We start from the raw sequence: 16,113 nt of genomic DNA, 5'->3' as shown, positions 1-16,113 counted from the left end.
TCGGCCGCATTGTGCGGGCGAATATAAAGAAGGAGGAGAAAATGACGTTTCGTATTAAATCCGCGATGCTGAAAATAGCCGCGGCCGCATGGTTGCTTGGCGCAACCGGCGCCATGGCGGATACGACGCTGGAATTCACCCAATGGTGGGAGCCCGAATTGCCGGCTGGCTCGCTCAGGTCAATTATGGACGAGTTCGAGGCGGCAAACCCCGGAATCAAGGTGACGCTGGTCAGCGGCCCCTACGCCACCACGCGAGACCAGATCTCGGTTGGTGCTGCAACCGGAACGCTCAGCGACGTCGTCGGTCTCGACGGCGCCTGGGTGAACAATCTGAATGCGCAGGGCGCACTCGCCGACATGAATCCGATGATGGATGCGAGCGGTTTCGACAAGAGCCAGGTCGCGGATATCATCAAGGTGGACGGCAAGGCCGTGATGTTTCCCGTGGCTTCGTTCGTCTATCCGGTCTTCGTGAATTTGGACCTCGCCGCCAAGGCGGGCGTGACCAAGCTGCCGTCGACCCGTGCGGAGTTTCTCGAAGCCGCCAAGAAGATGACGCACGCCGACCAGAACCAGTATGGCTGGGTGCTGCCCCTGTCGCTGCAAACGCCATCCGGCGTCCAGAACGACATGATGTCGTGGGTTTGGGCTTCGGGCCAGTCGATGATGGCGAGCGGCAAGCCGGACCTTGAGGGCAAACCGGTGGTGGATATGCTCACTTTCGTCAAATCACTCAATGACGCCGGCACCATCTCGCCCGGCATCGCCACCAAGACCGAGCAGGAAAAGGTCGAGGAGTTCGTCAACAACCGCGTCGGGATGATGATCGACTCGCTCGCGCATGTGAACCTCATCCGCAAGCGCAATCCCAAGCTGAACTTCGACCTCATCCCGGTCCCTGTCGTGGAAAACTATACCGGCAAGCGCGGCCTTCCCTATGCCTCCTGGGGCATCGGCATCTCTGCGGCTTCGAAACATCAGGAAGAGGCCTGGAAACTCGTCCAATATCTGATGAGTGAAAAGGTCAACGCCAAGCTCGTGTCGCTTGCAAACGCCTTCCCGGGCAACGTCAACGCCAAGCCCGATTTCGTGACCTCGGACAAGGCTTTCGGCAAGGCTTTTGAAATCTTCAAGACCGGTCATCTCGCCAATGAGTTCACGGGCCTGCCGGTGGCTGAAGACCTGATGACCCAGTTCGACGTGCAAGCCCAGAAGATGCTCGCCGGCGAGCAGTCTCCGGAACAAGCCGCCGCCGCCGCTCAGAAGGGCTGGATGGCGAAATTCTGATCGGCCTGTTCCCGTTTGCTGTCTTCGACCGGGTGACCTGACTTCGGGCAGGCCACCCGGCAACAACGGATCGGCATTCTGAGTGGACTTGTTTTCGAAAGCTTACCTTCCCTTGAAGGCGTATCCCAAGGTTGGCACATGACCCGGCAAAAGCGCTCCCACCACAAGCTCAAACGAGCGGTCGCACCCTACCTCTATCTGTCGCCCGCGCTGCTCATAGTCGGGCTCCTGATGCTGCTGCCGATGGTGACGGTGATTGCCTACTCGTTCCAGAACAGCGCGGTGCTGCGTCGTGACCCATCCTTTGCCGGACTGAAGCACTACCAGGCGATCTTCGACGACCCCGTGTTCTGGGCTTCGCTGTGGCACACGCTCTACTTCACATGCATGAGTGTCATTTTCCACATGACCATCGGCATGGTCTTCGCGCTCATGCTGAACAGCGACCGCATCAATCCGACGCTGCGCAATATTCTGCGTGTGCTCTACATACTGCCCTGGCTGTTCACCGCGGTGATCATCGCCGTGATCTGGCGCCTCCTGCTTGAGCCGAACGGTGTCGTGAACAGTATTCTCATGCAAATCGGCATCATCGGTTCCAAGGTCGAATGGTTTTCCTCGCCTGAGACCGCGCTGCATGCAGTCACTTTTGCCAATATCTGGGCGGGCTACCCGCTCTTCATGGTCAGTTTGCTCGCGGGTTTGCAGGGCATTCCCAAGGATTTCTACGAGGCCGCCGATATCGACGGGGCGAAAGCCTACCAGAAGCTGATCTTCATCACCATTCCGCAGCTGATGCCGATCATCATCAGCATCTCGCTGCTCGACTTCATCTGGACCATGCAGGTCTTCCCGCTAATCTGGATAACGACGGGCGGTGGCCCGATCTACTCGACCGAGGTCCTCAGCACCTACACGTACAAGCTGGCATTTTCGAGCTACAACCTGTCGCAGGCTTCGGCCAGCGCCGTGGTCATCCTGCTGATCTCTCTCGGCCTGACGCTGTTCTATATTCGCTATCAAAAGGCTCGGTAATCACCATGAGGAAAAGGCACACGCCGAAAGACAGGCTGATCACCGTGGCGCTCCATGTAGCGCTTGCAGCAGGGCTCTTTTTCGCGGCATTCCCGATCTACTGGATGCTGAGCAGCTCGTTCAAATCGAATACCGAAATCTTTGCCCTGCCGCCAACCATCCTGCCAAAGGCGTTCACGCTGGAAGCGTATGCAGCCATCCTTGGCGACCCGGTAAAGCTGCGCTTCTTCTTCAACAGCTATTTCGTGGCGGGAGCGGTGACCGTGCTGACGGTGCTGATCGCCTTGCTGGCGGCCTACGGGTTCAGCCGCTTCAATTTCCGCGGCAAGGGCAGCCTGAACACAATCATCATCAGCACGCAGACGATTCCGCCGATCACACTTTTGATCCCCTTCTTCGGGCTTGTCGTCTCATACGGTATCTTCGACACCTATGTCGCACTGATCCTGACCTACCTGGTGTTTACGCTGCCCTACGCGATCCTGCTGATGACGGGATATCTGAACACCTTGCCCCGCGATCTCGATGAAGCCGTGGCTGTCGACGGCGGCAGCAGCTGGACCGCGCTTTGGCGGGTGATTGTCCCGATTTCACTGCCTGGTATCGTGGCGACGTCGGTCTACACCTTCCTGTTGTGCTGGAACGAATTTCTCTTTGCGCTGACGCTGACGAAGTCGACGTCCATGCGCACGGTCCCGATCGGCATCCAGCTGTTGATGGGGCAGCATGCCTTCGAATGGAACCAGATGATGGCGATGAGCGTGCTCGGCTCGCTACCGCTCTTGCTCATCTACCTCGTTGCCCAGAGATACTTCCTCGCCGGCATGACCGCGGGCTCGGTCAAGTAGGATGTTCATCCCACGGCGACGCAGGGTGGCATCAATCAATAAGCGGTATCAAGGATTGAAAGGATGAACGTGAAAGACCTCAAAGTCGGCTGCCAGACCTTCACCTGGGAAATGCTGGGAGACCGGTTCACCGGCGGCCCCGACGATCTGCTGAGGGCGATCTCTGACGGTGGCTATGCCGGCATCGAGATCACCGACACCATGATCGGACATTATGGCAACAAGCCGGAGGAGTTCGCCGCCGCGCTGAAGGCGTGGGGGCTGACGCTGGTTTCCTTCGCCTTTGGCTCGCACAGCGGTTTTACGTCGAAGGAGGAGATCGGCGCCGACCTCGAAACCGCCAAACGCTGGATCGATTTCGCCGCCGCCTTCCCGAATGCGCTGGTGTCGATGGGCTCGGCCACGGTGGTGTCCGACGGCCCGCGCGACGAGAAGTTCGCCATCGCGGCCGAGGTCTACAACCAGGCCGGCGAGCTTGGCCGCAGGGACGGTGTTCAGGTCGCGGTGCATCCCAGCTCGCACCACAACACGCTGCTGTTCGACCGCGCCGATTACGACGCGATCTTTGCCTTGCTCGACCCCGACCTGGTCGGCTGGGTACCGGATACCGGCCATATACTGCGCGGCCACAAGGACATGTCCGATACGCTGCGCACCTACCGCGACCGCATCCGCTACATCCACCTCAAGGACGTCGATGCCAACGGCAGCTGGGCCATGCTCGGCAAGGGCGTCTGCGACACGCCGGCGGTGATCGAGATCGCCAACACCGCACCGCGCTTCAACGGCTGGCTGGTGCTGGAGGAGGAATCCGAAACGGCCGCCGCCGATCCCGCCGGCGCGGTAAAAACCAACCGCCAGACAATGCGCAGCTTGGGCGCCTGAAGAACGAGACGATGATCAAGAAACAGGACAGACGCCTCAGGGTCGGTGTGCTCGGCTGCGGCCCCATCGCGCAGTTCGCGCATCTGCAATCCTGCGTGAAGGCTGGGAATGCCGACCTCTACGCCATCTGCGACGCGGCACCCGATCTGCTCGCCCGCATGGGCGCCACCTACGAGCCGCAAAAGATGTATGCCGACTACGACGCCATGCTCGCCGATCCCGAACTGGAAGCGGTGATCGTCGCCACGTCGGACGCCTATCACGTGCCGATGTCGATCAAGGCGCTCGATGCGGGAAAGCATGTCCTGTGCGAAAAGCCGATCGGCACCTCGGTGGAGGAAGGCGAGGCGCTGGCCCAGGCGGTCAGGCGCTCGGGCAAGGTGCTGCAGGTCGGGCATATGAAGCGCTTCGACCCGGCGCTGGAGGCCGCGCACGACTTCGTCCGCGACGAGATCGGCGAGGTGCTGGCGCTGAAGGCCTGGTACTGCGATTCCACCCATCGCTACACCAACACCGATGCCATTCAGCCGCTGCCGGTCACCAGCAAGCTGGCGAAGAAGCCGACCGGCAATCCCAAGGCTGATCTCAGGCAATATTTCATGCTGGCGCACGGCTCGCATCTCGTCGATACGGCGCGTTTCCTGTGCGGCGATATCGTTGCCGTGCGCGCCCGCCTCAATGAGAAATTCGGCGCCTATTGCTGGTTCGTCGAGACCGAGTTCGCCAGCGGCGCGCTCGGGCATCTCGACCTGACCGTTGCCGTGCGCATGGACTGGCACGAAGGTTTTCAGCTCTATGGCGAGAACGGCTCCGTCATCGCGAAAACCTTCAACCCCTGGTACTTCCGCGCCAGCGAGGTCGAGATATTTCACGAGAAGACCGCCACCGCCCACAAGCCGCTCGGCGCCGACGGCCACTTCTTCCGCCGCCAACTGGAAGGCCTAGCGGATACAGTCCTGAACGGCACGCCGATGCGCGGCGCCAATGTCGAGGACGGTATCGCCTCGATCCGCGCCATGGTCGCCATCGCGCGTTCGGTCGAGACAGGTGAACGGGTCGAACTCGCCTCGGTTTCGGGAGCGGTCTGATGCGTCTCGGCATTTTCGCCAAGACATTTGCCGGCACAGAGCCGGCTGCCGTGCTGACGGCGGTTAAGCAGGCTGGCTATGAGACGACGCAGTTCAATCTCGCCTGCGCCGGCCTGCCGTCGATGCCGGATGTCGTGCCGGCAGATGCCATCGCTTCCGTCCGTGCCGCAGTGCGATCGTCAGGCGTTTCGCTGGCCGCGCTGTCGGGCACCTACAACATGGCGCATCCCGACAAGGCTGTGCGCGACGATGGTCTTCGCCGTCTTGCCGTCGTCATCGAGGCGGCGGCGGCCCTCGGTATTCCGCTGGTCACGCTCTGCACCGGCTCGCGCAATGCCGCCGATCAATGGGCGTATCATCCCGACAATAGCACGCCGGCCGCTTGGTCCGACATGGCCGCCGAGATGGAGAAAGCGCTGGCGCTTGCCGAAGACGCCGGCGTCGATCTCGGCATCGAGCCCGAGCAGGCCAACATCGTTACCTCGGCCAGGGACGCGACCAGGCTGATCGCCGAAATGGGATCGAAGCATCTGAAGATCGTGCTCGATCCGGCGAACCTGTTCGAGCACGCGACGCCACACGAAGCGCGCGCCATCGTCGCCGCCGCGATCGACGAGGCTGCCGGCCATATCGCCATGGCGCACGCCAAGGATCGCTCTGGTGACGGCCGCTTTGCCACCGCCGGACAAGGCATCGTCGATTTTCCGCATTTTGTTTCACGGCTGAAGGCAGCGGGCTTCGACGGATCGCTCGTCACCCACGGGCTGTCCGCCGATGAAGCCCCCGGCGTCGCAGCCTTTCTGCGGGGACTCCTCTGATGGGCGCCGCGCCGGCGATCCTGCTTCGCGACGATGCATCGCTTCGTGTCTTCGACACGGGGCAGGGCAGGCCTCCCGTCGTCTTCCAGCACGGCCTCGGCGGTGATGCGGCACAAGTAGCGCAGAACTTTCCCGATGGTCCTTCATACCGCCGACTGACCGTCGAATGTCGCGCTCAGGGCGGCTCCGGCGCCGGCAGCAAGCGTCCTTTTTCGATCGAGATGTTCGCCGACGACGTGTTGGCTGCCGCCGATGCCGCCGGCCTCGACCGTTTCGTCGCCGGCGGCATCTCGATGGGCGCGGCAATCGCCTTGCGGCTTGCGGCCCGGCACCCGGATAGGGTCACAGGTCTCGTGCTTGTTCGCCCTGCCTGGGCTTTCGACGCGGCATCGCAAAACATGCGCCCTTACGTGGAAGTGGCGGAGCTCATCCGCGGCCGTCCGCTGGATGACGCGCGCGATGCGTTTGCGGCCTCCGCCACGGCGGCTCGCTTTCGCATCGAGGCGCCGGACAATCTTGCTTCCCTGCTCGGCTTTTTCGCGCGCGCCAATGCGAATGTTTTCGCCGAGGTGATGCGAGCGATCGCAAACGATGGGCCCGGCGTGACGCGGGCAGCGGCCGCCGGCCTCGCGCTCCCGACACTCGTCATCGGCAGCGGCATCGATCTCGTCCATCCGCTGGCCACCGCGCGCAGCCTTGCAGACACCATCCCCAATGCCGCCTTTGTCGAGGTGACGCCGAAGGCCACCGACAAGGAGCGCCATTTCGCCGAAATCCGCGCCGCCATCGGCAGCTTTCTCAACACAAATTTTGACAAGCAGGACCAATCATGATCTCGAAATCTCTCTCCGGCCCGGCCGCCATCGCCGAACTGCCACGCGATCGCATGATCGCCGAATTCTCGCTCTGGTCTGCCAATCTTGCCAATTTCGAGAACGACTTGAAGCGCATCGAACCCTATGTCGATCTTCATCATATCGATGTGGCGGACGGTCATTTCGCCCCGTCCTTCCTGTTCTTCCCCGACCTCGTTGCCCGCATCGCCGGGCTGACGGCCAAGCCCATCCATGTCCACCTGATGGTCGATGAAGCAATCGTCGAGGCGCAGACGCGCCAGTTCATCGAAGCCGGCGCCGACATGATCAGCGTCCATGCCGAGAATGGCGAAGCGGGATTGCGCGCCGTGCGGCTGGCGCGGGAGCTCGGCGCCGAGGCGGGCGTCGTGCTCAGGCTGGAGACGCCTGTGGAAGCGGTGACGGCCTTCGTCCCGGAAGTCGCCTTCGTAACGCTTCTTGGAACCGCAATCGGCGTCAAGGGACAGAGCCTGTCGGACAAGGCCTGCGACAGGCTGGGCGCTACCCGCGCCATCCTGAGAAAGGCCGGCCGCGAGGCGCAAGTGGTTCTGGCGGCCGACGGCGGCATCCGCCACGAGACCGTGCCGTTGCTGCGTGCCGCCGGGGCCGAAACCGTGGTTCTCGGTTCGCTCGCCTTCGGTGACAAGGACCTCGCCGGCCGCATCGGCTGGCTGCACGGCTTGAAGGTCGCGGCATGACAACGGAAGCCGCCCTTGCGATCGATCTTGGCGGGACGGAGCTTCGCGCCGCCCTGGTCGACCGTGAGGGCAAGATCCTGGCATTCGCAGCGGTGCCGACGCAGGCGCAGGCCGGTCCAGACGTGGTGATCGGCCAGATCGAGGCGCTGGCGGCGACCGTCCATGCCGAAGCCCCGGCACTGTCGGTCGTCGGCGTCGGTGTCGGTGCGCCGGGACCGCTTGATCCGCTGGCCGGCATCGCCGTCGGCCCGCCGACACTCACCGGCTGGCTGGATGTGCCGCTTGCCGACATCCTCGAGCGGCGGCTCGGCCTGCCGGTCCGTCTGGAGAACGACGCCAATGCCGCGGCGCTCGGCGAATGGCGCTTCGGCGCCGGCCATGGCGCTCGCTCGCTGGTCTTTGTCACGGTGTCGACCGGCATCGGCGGCGGTGTCGTCGTCGATGGGCGCATCCTGCATGGCCGCCGTGGCCTTGCCGCCGAGATCGGTCACATGACCATCACCAATGAGGGCGAGCGTTGCGTGTGCGGCGTTATCGGCTGCTTCGAGGCCATCGCTTCGGGAACCGCGCTCGGCCGCCGCGCCACCGCCGCCACGGCCGCCGGCGACGGCTCGGCCTTGCGGCGCCTGTCAGCGGATGCGGAGGTGACCGGCCGCCATGTCGTCGAGGCGGCACGGCTGCGCGACGATCTTGCCTCGGCCTTGCTGGACGAGGAAGCCCGCTGGCTGGGCGTCGGCTTCACCAACCTGTTACATCTCTATTCGCCCGATGTGCTGGTCGTCGGCGGCGGCATCGCCAATGGGCTCGACCTGATGGCGCCGACCATCGAGGCAACCATCAGGCAGCGGGCCATGCGCGCCTATCGCGACGTACCGGTCGTTCCAGCACAGCTCGGCCGCCATGCCGGGCTCGTCGGCGCCGCCAGCCTTGTGCTGTTCGACGACGAGGGCACTTTGGCAGCCCGCATGCCTGTCGGCCCAAGCACATATCCGGACACACCACTGAGCAAGATCGGCACCGTCTGACGTGCGACTGCATGACAAAGGCCGCAGGCAGCATGCCTCCGGCCTTTTACGCATAAGCCACACGTGGTTACTCGGCGGGGACGACATCCGCCGGCAGGCTGTCATCAGCCGTGCCCGCCAGCGCCCTCGCCAGCTTGGCCTCGTCGAGTTCGCCTTCCCAGCGCGCCACCACCAGCGTGGCGACGGCATTGCCAACGAAGTTGGTCAGCGCCCGGCATTCCGACATGAAGCGGTCGACGCCGAGGATCAGCGCCATACCGGCGACCGGCACCGCCGGAACCACCGACAGCGTGGCGGCAAGGGTGATGAAGCCCGCTCCGGTGATGCCGGCGGCACCCTTGGACGAGAGCATGGCCACCAGCAGCAGCAGGATCTGGTCACCCATCGACAGGTGGATGTTGGTCGCCTGTGCGATGAACAGCGCCGCCAAGGTCATGTAGATGTTGGTGCCGTCGAGGTTGAAGGAATAGCCGGTCGGGATGACCAGGCCGACCACCGAGCGCTTGGCGCCGGCCTTCTCCATCTTTTCCATCAGCGAGGGCAGGGCGGCCTCCGACGAGGAGGTGCCCAGCACCAAAAGCAGCTCTTCCTTGATGTAGCGGATCAGCGACAGGATGGAGAAGCCGTTGTAGCGGCAGACCGCACCCAGCACGATGAACACGAACAGGAACGACGTCACGTAAAAGGTGCCGACCAGCATGGCGAGATTGATGACCGCGCCGATGCCGTATTTGCCGATGGTGAAGGCCATGGCGCCGAAGGCACCGATGGGGGCGGCCTTCATCAGCACGCTGACCAGCTTGAAGATCGGCGTCGTCAGTGCCTGCAGGAAGTTGAGCACGGGCATGCCCTTGTCGCCGACCAGCGCCAGCGCGATGCCGAACAGCACCGAGAAGAACAGCACCTGCAGGATGTCGCCGTCGGCGAAGGCGCCGACGATGGTCGACGGGATGATGTTCATCAGGAACCCGGTGACCGACTGATCGTGCGCCTTGGCGGCGTAGGTGTTGACGGTCGAGGCGTCGAGCGTCGCCGGGTCGATGTTGAAGCCGGCGCCCGGCTGCACGACATTGGCGACGACAAGGCCGATGATCAGCGCCAACGTCGAAAAGGTGAGGAAATAGAGCATCGCCTTGCCGGCAACACGCCCGACCTTCTGCAGGTCGCTCATGCCGGCAATGCCCGTTGTCACGGTCAGGAAGATGACCGGGGCGATGATCATCTTGACCAGCTTGATGAAGGCGTCGCCGAGCGGCTTCATGCTCTCGCCGACCGACGGATAGAAATGGCCGAGCAGGATGCCGACGGTGATCGCGACGAGCACCTGCACGTAGAGTTGGGCATAGAAAGGTTTGCGCTGCGCGGCAAGCGCGCCTGATTGGTCTGCGATGTGCATCGAACTCTCCCTGGCCGGATGGGCGAAAACGGATCGCCTGCGTGACTTCTCCCATCGCGGCGCTCCGGTCGCACGCCGCTGAAAACAGTTTTGCAAGCGTCGTGCCAGATCGGGGAAAGGCCGGAATCGCGGATTTCCGCCTTTGTCAGAGGTCGCGCGGACAATACTTGTGCGGATTTCCGCACAAGTGGCGTTTGCCTGGGCGGATTTTCGCATTACACTGACCGGAAAGCCGCGAAGAAAAGGGAGAGGGCAGACGCCGCAGGCAGGCACCGATAGCGAATCCCAAGGGTTTGCCGGCCGTGAGTTGCTGCGCGAGGCGGTGGCCCGGCTGCGCGACGGCCGCTGGCTTGCCGTGGTCGCAGCCCTTGCCGTCCTGGCTGGCGCGATCGCCATCGCCGGGCGCATCGCCTCCGGCCAGGCGGCCGACAATCTGCGCGACACAGCACTTGCCGCTCTGCCGCTGGCGGCGGGAACGCTGACCGGCGAAATCGAAAAGCAGCGCCTGGTTCCCTTGGTGCTGGCCCGCGACGATGCTGTGCGGGGCGCGCTGCGCCGGGCCGGGAAGATGCAAGAAGCGGCCCTCAACGACAAGCTCAAGGCGATTGCCGGCGATGCCTCGGCCTCCGCCATCTATGTCATCGATACGGCAGGCATCGCCATATCAGCCAGCAATGCCGGCGAACCGACCAGCTTTGTCGGCATCGACTATAATTTCCGGCACTATTTTCAGGAGGCGATGGCGAAAGGTGCTGCCAGCCAATATGGCCTCGGCACGATCAGCGGACGGCCGGGACTCTACCTTTCGAGCCGCGTCGACGATAACGGCAAGCCGCTTGGCGTTGCGGTGTTGAAGGTCGAGCTCGACGGCGTCGAGGCAAATTGGCGTTCCAGCGGTTTCCTTGTCTTTGTCACCGATGAACGAGGCGTCGTGCTGGCCACCAGCCAGCCCGACTGGCGGTTTCGTGCGCTGGCACCACTGTCGGCCGAGGACGTGGCCGCCGCCCATGAGCAACTGCAATTGGCCGATGCTGCCTTCGAGCCGCTGCCGTTCAGACGCGGCGCCGGCGATGGCCTGGCGACGATCGACAACGCCGGAAAACCACGCCAGTTCGTCGAGGTGGTGCAGGATTTGCCCGGTGCAGTCCCAGGCTGGCGTCTGTGGCTGCTGACGCCCGCCGACGCTGCTCTCTCCTCGGCCGCCAATACGGCGCGCCTGACCACGCTCCTGGGCTTGCTGCTTCTAGGCTTGATTGCCTACGTGCTGACCCGGCGCCGGCGAACGCGCAGGCTGCGGCAGGAAGCGCTGGCGCGCATGAATGCCGAGCTCGAAAGCCGGGTCAGCACGCGAACGGCCGAGCTGACGCGCTCCAACACCGCACTTGCCGGCGAAATCGCCGAGCGCGAGAATGCCGAAGCCAAGGTCCGCCGACTGCGCGACGATCTCGCCCAGGCCAACCGGCTTTCCATCCTCGGCCAGATCGCCGCCGGCGTGGCGCATGAGATCAACCAGCCGGTCGCCGCCATCCGCACCTATGCGGAGAATGCAGGTCGTTTTCTGGACAGCGGCAAGACCGGATCGGCCAGCGGCAATCTGACATCGATCGTTTCGATGACCGAACGCATCGGCGCGATCACCGGCACCTTGCGCACTTTCGCCCGCCGGCCGGGCGTCGCCGCTTCGCCGCTGCCGGTGCGCGAGGCGATCGACGGCGCGCTGTCGCTGCTGTCAGGCCGCATACGCGATTCCGGCGTCACCATCGTCAGGCCGCGCGGCAATGCCTCGCCGGTGGTCATGGCGAGCCGCATCCGGCTGGAGCAGATCCTGGTCAATCTTTTGCAAAATGCATTGGACGCGATGAAGGACCAGCCCGATCCGCGCATCGAGATCGAACTCGCCGAGCGCGGTGATCGAGTGCTGATTTCGGTGCGCGACAATGGACCCGGCCTTGGTCCGGAGGCGGCCGGCAATCTGTTCATGCCGTTCCAGACCACCAAGGAGAAGGGGCTTGGCCTGGGGCTGGTGATCTCGCAGGAGATCGCCCAGGAATTGGGCGGCACGCTGCGGCTCGATCCCGGCAATGGCAGCGGCGCATCCTTCACCATCGATTTGAGGCGAATTGAATGACAGACGGATCAGGGCTGGTCGCGCTCGTCGACGACGATGCGGACCTCCTTCACGCCACCACGCAATTGCTCGAGCTTGCCGGCTTCACGGTGGTCGCACTCGACGCCGCCGAGGCAGCACTTGCCGTCGTCGACAGGAATTTCGAGGGCGTCGTCGTCAGCGATATCCGCATGCCAGGCATGAATGGTCTGCAGCTGTTCGATCGCATCAAAGCGATCGACGCGGATATACCGGTGATCCTGGTTACCGGGCATGGCGACGTCGATCTCGCTGTGGCCGCGCTCAAGGACGGCGTTTACGATTTCATTCCGAAACCCTATGCCGGAGAACGCCTTGTCGAGGCGCTGAAACGGGCGAGTGAGAAGCGGCGGCTGGTGATGGAAAACCGGCGGCTGCGCGAAGCCGCGGCATTGGCCGCCGACGGCCTGCCGCTGATCGGCGAGGCGCCTGCCATCAAGCGGTTGCGCGAGACCTTGCGCCAGATCGCCGACATGGATGTCGATGTGCTGGTCGAGGGAGAAACGGGAACCGGCAAGGAAGTGGTGGCGGACCTCCTGCACCGATGGGGGCGGCGGCGCGCAAAACCCTTCGTCGCGCTGAATTGCGGCGCTCTGCCGGAGACGGTCATAGAGAGCGAGTTGTTCGGCCACGAGGCTGGCGCGTTCACCGGCGCGCAGCGGCGGCGGATTGGCAGCATCGAGCATTCGAGCGGCGGCACGCTGTTTCTCGACGAGATCGAATCCATGCCGCCTGCGCTCCAGGTCAAGCTGCTGCGCGTGCTCGAAACGCGCAGCCTCACGCCGCTTGGCTCGAACGAGATACGGCGCATCGATCTCAGGGTCGTCGCAGCGACCAAGGTCGATCTCGGGCGGCCGGACCAGCGCGGCGATTTTCGCGAGGATCTGTATTTTCGCCTCAACGTGGTGACGCTGCGCATTCCGCCGCTACGTGAACGCCGCGGCGATATCCCGATGCTGTTCGGGCATTTCCTCGGCAAGGCGGCCGAACGGTTTGGCCGGCCTGTCGCCAAAGTGAATGCAGCCGTCAGCGATCATCTCCAGTCGCATGACTGGCCGGGCAATGTGCGCGAGCTCGCCCATTTCGCCGATCGCGTCGCGCTCGGTCTCGGCCCGGACGAGGAGATGAAAACGGTTCGCGCGCATTCGCCGGAGCCTGCGGCAGCATTGCCCGAACGGGTCGGCCACTATGAGGCGCAACTGATCCGCGATGCGCTACGCGACCATGGCGGCGACGTGCGCGCCGCCATCGACGTGCTCGGCGTGCCGCGTAAGACCTTTTATGACAAGCTCAAGCGCTACGGCATTGCCGCGTCCGAATTTCGCAATGGCGGCGATGCCGATACGCAACCCATCTCGGAAAAGCGATGAACACGACACTGCAAACGACGGCAAATCCCTCGCCGCAAGACCTCACTTTTCTCAGCGAAAGGCTGACGGCGTTCAACGACGGCGATGTCGGCGCGTCCGAAAGGCATGCGCTTGCGGTGTTCGTGCGCGACGACGCCGGCGCGGTCGTCGCCGGCATTTCCGGCTACACCGCCTGGGGATGGCTTTATGTGCAATGGCTCTGGGTGGATGAGCGGCTGCGTGGCCAGCACATGGCCGGCAAGATGCTGGACGCGGCCGAACATGAAGCGGTGGCGCGCGGCTGTCAAAACGCCTGGATCGACACCTTCAATCCGAATGCCGCCAAGGTCTATCAGCGCCAGGGTTATCAGCCCTTTGGAACACTTGCCGACTTCCCCGTCGGCCGCAGCCGCATCTTCCTGCAGAAGAAACTGGCTTAACCGGCGAGTTTTCCGCCCTGCATCGGCCGCGGTGCGCCGGTCGTGCTCGGAAAACTGATCGGCAGGCCGCGCAGCACGCGAACCGCGAGGAAGGCAAAGCATTCCGCCTCCACCGCGTCGCCGCTCCAGCCCAGGCTCTCGGCCTGCACCACCTCGACGCCGGCGCGGCTGGCCAGCATCGCCATCATGGTCGGATTATGGCGACCTCCGCCGCTGACCACCAGTTTCTTCGGCCGGTGCGGCAAGAGGTCGAGTGCCTTGCCGACGGCGCCGGCGGTGAACGCGGTGAGCAAGGCCGCACCATCCTCTGCATTCAGGCCGTCCGCCATCGCGGCACCGAAGTCGAAACGGTCCAGCGATTTCGGGTAGGCTTTGCTCAGATAAGGGTGCTGCAGCAGCTTGGCGAGCCGGGCCTCGTCGACCGTTCCCGCCCAGCCAAGCGCGCCGTCGCGGTCCATCTCGCCGAGCCCCTTCGACTTGATGAAATCGTTGAGCGGCGCGTTGGCGGGGCCGGTGTCGAAGGCGACGACATTGTCAGCGCCGTCCCACCAGGTGATGTTGGCGACGCCGCCGAGATTGAGTACGGCGACCTCGCCATTGGCACCGGCGCTGCGCATCAGCGCGGTGTGATAGACCGCGGCCAGCGGCGCGCCTTGCCCCCCGGCGCGCATGTCGGCCGAGCGGAAATCGTATGCGACCTTGGTGCCCAGTATGGCATGCATCAGCTCACCGTCGCCGAGCTGCCGGGTCTGGCCCAGCCGTCCAACCTGCGGCGCACGATGCAGAACGGTCTGGCCGTGAAAACCGACGATGCCGATATCGGCCATCGTCATGCCATAGCCTTCGACCAACTCCTTGACGGCCGCCGATTGCGCGCGTGTCAGGGCATCCTCCGCGGTGCGGAAGATCGCCGGCTCCGGCCCAACGAAACTCCACCCCCGCGCCTCCGTCAGCGTCTCTTCCAGCAGCGAGCGGATCGACGCGGGATAGGGCATCAGCCGGTAGGTGCCGAAATCCTCGATGCGTTCGCCATCGGTCTTGATCAGCGCGACGTCGATGTTGCCGTCCAGCACCGTGCCGGTCATCAGGCCGACGGCCCAGATTGGTTCCATAGTCGTTTCCTCGTTGAGCATGATCTTTTCCGAAAACCGTTTCCCACTTTTCGGGACCATGCTCCAGTCCCCATCGATGAGATCGCCGATAGCTTTGCGAAGCCTGACGATTCTACCGTCAAAATATCGGTCGGATGAATCCGGTTGGCGGGCAAGGTCCAAGCCTTGCCACTGTCGAAGCGGCGGTCTCGGTGCTGAAGGCCGAGCGGCCTTCGTAGCGCCACAGGCGATGCTGGACCGCGCAACGTTGGTTCTGCAGCCGTCTGGCTCAACAACCGCCGAGATGCCACCTCTTGCCTGTCAGCCCCGAAGGCGCGACCTTGCCTGATCTGGCGAACGCTTCCGCCGAAATCCGCAAGGAGTGAAAAATCATGGCATCCGATGTGGCCGTCATTGCAGGCGCCGGCGCTGGTCTGAGCGCCTCGCTTGCGCGCCTTCTCACCCAGGAAGGCTTTCGCGTGATTCTGGCCGCCCGCAATTTCGAGAAGCTCAGCGCTCTGACCGACGAAACCGGTGCGCTGGCCGTCGAGACGGATGTTGCCGACGTCGCGTCCGTCGCCAGCCTGTTCGACACTGCAGACAAGGCCGGCCCGCTGGCGCTTGCAGTGTTCAACGCCAGCGCGCGCACCCGCGGACCGATCGCCGAGCTCGATGCCGAAGCGGTCAAACAGGCATTGCTGGTCGGCGCCTATGGCGGCTTCCTGGTCGGCCAGCAGGCGGCGCGCCGGCTGCTTGGGCGGGGTTCCGGATCGATCCTGTTCACCGGCGCCACCGCCAGTGTGAAGGGATTTCCCGGCTCAGCCGGCTTCGCCATGCCGAAATTCGGCCTGCGCGGCCTGGCGCAGTCCATGGCCCGCGAGCTCGCTCCGCAGAACATCCACGTCGCCCACTTCATCATCGACGGCCAGATCGAGCCGGCCGGACAGGTGGCCGATCCCGGCCGGCCGGACCGCCGTCTATCGCCGGACGCCATCGCCGAGGCCTATCTTACAACCCATCCCCAGCATCGCAGCGCCTGGAGCTCGGAGCTTGAGCTGCGGCCCTGGGCAGAGACGTTTTGACAGTGCAGCTGATCGCCTAGGGGCCAACTAATCGCCTGGCGGGAAGTAACGCGATCCTTCCGCCATTCC

At 63.9% G+C, this 16,113-nt stretch carries 15 protein-coding genes; 13 read left to right on the top strand and 2 right to left on the bottom strand.

Going from position 1 to position 16,113, the window contains the following annotated elements:
• The first annotated feature begins 41 nt into the window (after window positions 1–41).
• From EOC83_RS26420 to EOC83_RS26380, 9 genes are all read left to right on the top strand, one after another.
• The gene (locus EOC83_RS26420; protein ID WP_024502559.1) at window positions 42–1,289 is read left to right on the top strand and encodes a sugar ABC transporter substrate-binding protein; all 1,248 of its coding nucleotides are present in this window, start codon (window positions 42–44) and stop codon (window positions 1,287–1,289) included.
• Between the two features lie 138 nt (window positions 1,290–1,427).
• Window positions 1,428–2,324: a sugar ABC transporter permease gene (locus EOC83_RS26415; protein ID WP_063167589.1), complete on the top strand. Its 897-nt coding sequence runs from the start codon at window positions 1,428–1,430 to the stop codon at window positions 2,322–2,324.
• 5 nt (window positions 2,325–2,329) lie between these two features.
• Window positions 2,330–3,172 (top strand): carbohydrate ABC transporter permease, encoded by an 843-nt coding sequence (locus EOC83_RS26410; RefSeq protein WP_013532946.1) that lies wholly within the window; start codon window positions 2,330–2,332, stop codon window positions 3,170–3,172.
• 63 nt (window positions 3,173–3,235) lie between these two features.
• Window positions 3,236–4,057: a sugar phosphate isomerase/epimerase gene (locus EOC83_RS26405; RefSeq protein ID WP_063167590.1), complete on the top strand. Its 822-nt coding sequence runs from the start codon at window positions 3,236–3,238 to the stop codon at window positions 4,055–4,057.
• An 11-nt stretch (window positions 4,058–4,068) separates the two neighbouring features.
• Complete coding sequence (locus EOC83_RS26400; protein ID WP_063167591.1) at window positions 4,069–5,145, top strand: Gfo/Idh/MocA family oxidoreductase; 1,077 nt, start codon at window positions 4,069–4,071, stop codon at window positions 5,143–5,145.
• A complete protein-coding gene (locus EOC83_RS26395) occupies window positions 5,145–5,963 on the top strand; it encodes a sugar phosphate isomerase/epimerase (RefSeq protein WP_063167592.1) in 819 nt (272 codons plus the stop codon). Before EOC83_RS26400 ends, EOC83_RS26395 begins: the two co-directional genes overlap by 1 nt.
• Window positions 5,963–6,796 carry an alpha/beta hydrolase gene (locus EOC83_RS26390; protein WP_063167593.1) on the top strand — a complete coding sequence of 278 codons (834 nt, stop codon included), beginning with the start codon at window positions 5,963–5,965 and terminating at the stop codon, window positions 6,794–6,796. The genes EOC83_RS26395 and EOC83_RS26390 overlap by 1 nt, the downstream gene beginning before the upstream one ends.
• Window positions 6,793–7,515, top strand: coding sequence for a ribulose-phosphate 3-epimerase (locus tag EOC83_RS26385; protein ID WP_013532941.1), 723 nt, complete (start codon window positions 6,793–6,795; stop codon window positions 7,513–7,515). Before EOC83_RS26390 ends, EOC83_RS26385 begins: the two co-directional genes overlap by 4 nt.
• Window positions 7,512–8,540 carry an ROK family protein gene (locus EOC83_RS26380; protein WP_024502565.1) on the top strand — a complete coding sequence of 343 codons (1,029 nt, stop codon included), beginning with the start codon at window positions 7,512–7,514 and terminating at the stop codon, window positions 8,538–8,540. The genes EOC83_RS26385 and EOC83_RS26380 overlap by 4 nt, the downstream gene beginning before the upstream one ends.
• Window positions 8,541–8,607: 67 nt before the next feature.
• On the opposite strand, the gene EOC83_RS26375 is transcribed toward EOC83_RS26380, so the two are convergent.
• Window positions 8,608–9,936, bottom strand: coding sequence for a dicarboxylate/amino acid:cation symporter (locus EOC83_RS26375; protein ID WP_063167594.1), 1,329 nt, complete (start codon window positions 9,934–9,936; stop codon window positions 8,608–8,610).
• 169 nt (window positions 9,937–10,105) lie between these two features.
• Between EOC83_RS26375 and EOC83_RS26370 the strand changes: the two genes are divergently transcribed.
• From EOC83_RS26370 to EOC83_RS26360, 3 genes are read left to right on the top strand one after another with little or no spacing between them, the layout of a single operon-like run.
• A complete protein-coding gene (locus EOC83_RS26370; RefSeq protein ID WP_063167595.1) occupies window positions 10,106–12,064 on the top strand; it encodes a sensor histidine kinase in 1,959 nt (652 codons plus the stop codon).
• Entirely contained in the window at window positions 12,061–13,452 is a 1,392-nt protein-coding gene (locus EOC83_RS26365) for a sigma-54 dependent transcriptional regulator (protein ID WP_063167596.1), read from the top strand. The genes EOC83_RS26370 and EOC83_RS26365 overlap by 4 nt, the downstream gene beginning before the upstream one ends.
• A complete protein-coding gene (locus EOC83_RS26360; RefSeq protein ID WP_063167597.1) occupies window positions 13,449–13,871 on the top strand; it encodes a GNAT family N-acetyltransferase in 423 nt (140 codons plus the stop codon). The genes EOC83_RS26365 and EOC83_RS26360 overlap by 4 nt, the downstream gene beginning before the upstream one ends.
• Here the strand turns inward: EOC83_RS26360 and EOC83_RS26355 are convergent.
• Entirely contained in the window at window positions 13,868–14,983 is a 1,116-nt protein-coding gene (locus tag EOC83_RS26355; protein WP_063170182.1) for an anhydro-N-acetylmuramic acid kinase, read from the bottom strand. The two genes, EOC83_RS26360 and EOC83_RS26355, sit on opposite strands and share 4 nt — an antisense overlap.
• A 371-nt stretch (window positions 14,984–15,354) precedes the next feature.
• Between EOC83_RS26355 and EOC83_RS26350 the strand changes: the two genes are divergently transcribed.
• Window positions 15,355–16,044 carry an SDR family NAD(P)-dependent oxidoreductase gene (locus EOC83_RS26350; protein WP_063167598.1) on the top strand — a complete coding sequence of 230 codons (690 nt, stop codon included), beginning with the start codon at window positions 15,355–15,357 and terminating at the stop codon, window positions 16,042–16,044.
• Window positions 16,045–16,113: the final 69 nt, after the last annotated feature.

This window comes from Mesorhizobium sp. Primo-A (genome assembly GCF_003997175.1).
Lineage (GTDB): Bacteria > Pseudomonadota > Alphaproteobacteria > Rhizobiales > Rhizobiaceae > Mesorhizobium > Mesorhizobium ciceri.
The sequence above is the reverse complement of the archived record's forward strand: the minus strand, read 5'-3'. Positions and strand labels throughout refer to the sequence as shown.

What these genes read in the sequence shown, in the direction of transcription:
- EOC83_RS26415 (WP_063167589.1), top strand. Translation starts at nt 1,428, where the DNA reads ATGACCCGGCAAAAGCGCTCCCACCACAAGCTCAAACGAGCGGTCGCA.
- EOC83_RS26365 (WP_063167596.1), top strand. Translation starts at nt 12,061, where the DNA reads ATGACAGACGGATCAGGGCTGGTCGCGCTCGTCGACGACGATGCGGAC.
- EOC83_RS26380 (WP_024502565.1), top strand. Translation starts at nt 7,512, where the DNA reads ATGACAACGGAAGCCGCCCTTGCGATCGATCTTGGCGGGACGGAGCTT.
- EOC83_RS26400 (WP_063167591.1), top strand. Translation starts at nt 4,069, where the DNA reads ATGATCAAGAAACAGGACAGACGCCTCAGGGTCGGTGTGCTCGGCTGC.
- EOC83_RS26395 (WP_063167592.1), top strand. Translation starts at nt 5,145, where the DNA reads ATGCGTCTCGGCATTTTCGCCAAGACATTTGCCGGCACAGAGCCGGCT.
- EOC83_RS26410 (WP_013532946.1), top strand. Translation starts at nt 2,330, where the DNA reads ATGAGGAAAAGGCACACGCCGAAAGACAGGCTGATCACCGTGGCGCTC.
- EOC83_RS26390 (WP_063167593.1), top strand. Translation starts at nt 5,963, where the DNA reads ATGGGCGCCGCGCCGGCGATCCTGCTTCGCGACGATGCATCGCTTCGT.
- EOC83_RS26405 (WP_063167590.1), top strand. Translation starts at nt 3,236, where the DNA reads ATGAACGTGAAAGACCTCAAAGTCGGCTGCCAGACCTTCACCTGGGAA.
- EOC83_RS26360 (WP_063167597.1), top strand. Translation starts at nt 13,449, where the DNA reads ATGAACACGACACTGCAAACGACGGCAAATCCCTCGCCGCAAGACCTC.
- EOC83_RS26420 (WP_024502559.1), top strand. Translation starts at nt 42, where the DNA reads ATGACGTTTCGTATTAAATCCGCGATGCTGAAAATAGCCGCGGCCGCA.
- EOC83_RS26350 (WP_063167598.1), top strand. Translation starts at nt 15,355, where the DNA reads ATGGCATCCGATGTGGCCGTCATTGCAGGCGCCGGCGCTGGTCTGAGC.
- EOC83_RS26375 (WP_063167594.1), bottom strand. Translation starts at nt 9,936, where the DNA reads ATGCACATCGCAGACCAATCAGGCGCGCTTGCCGCGCAGCGCAAACCT.
- EOC83_RS26355 (WP_063170182.1), bottom strand. Translation starts at nt 14,983, where the DNA reads ATGGAACCAATCTGGGCCGTCGGCCTGATGACCGGCACGGTGCTGGAC.
- EOC83_RS26385 (WP_013532941.1), top strand. Translation starts at nt 6,793, where the DNA reads ATGATCTCGAAATCTCTCTCCGGCCCGGCCGCCATCGCCGAACTGCCA.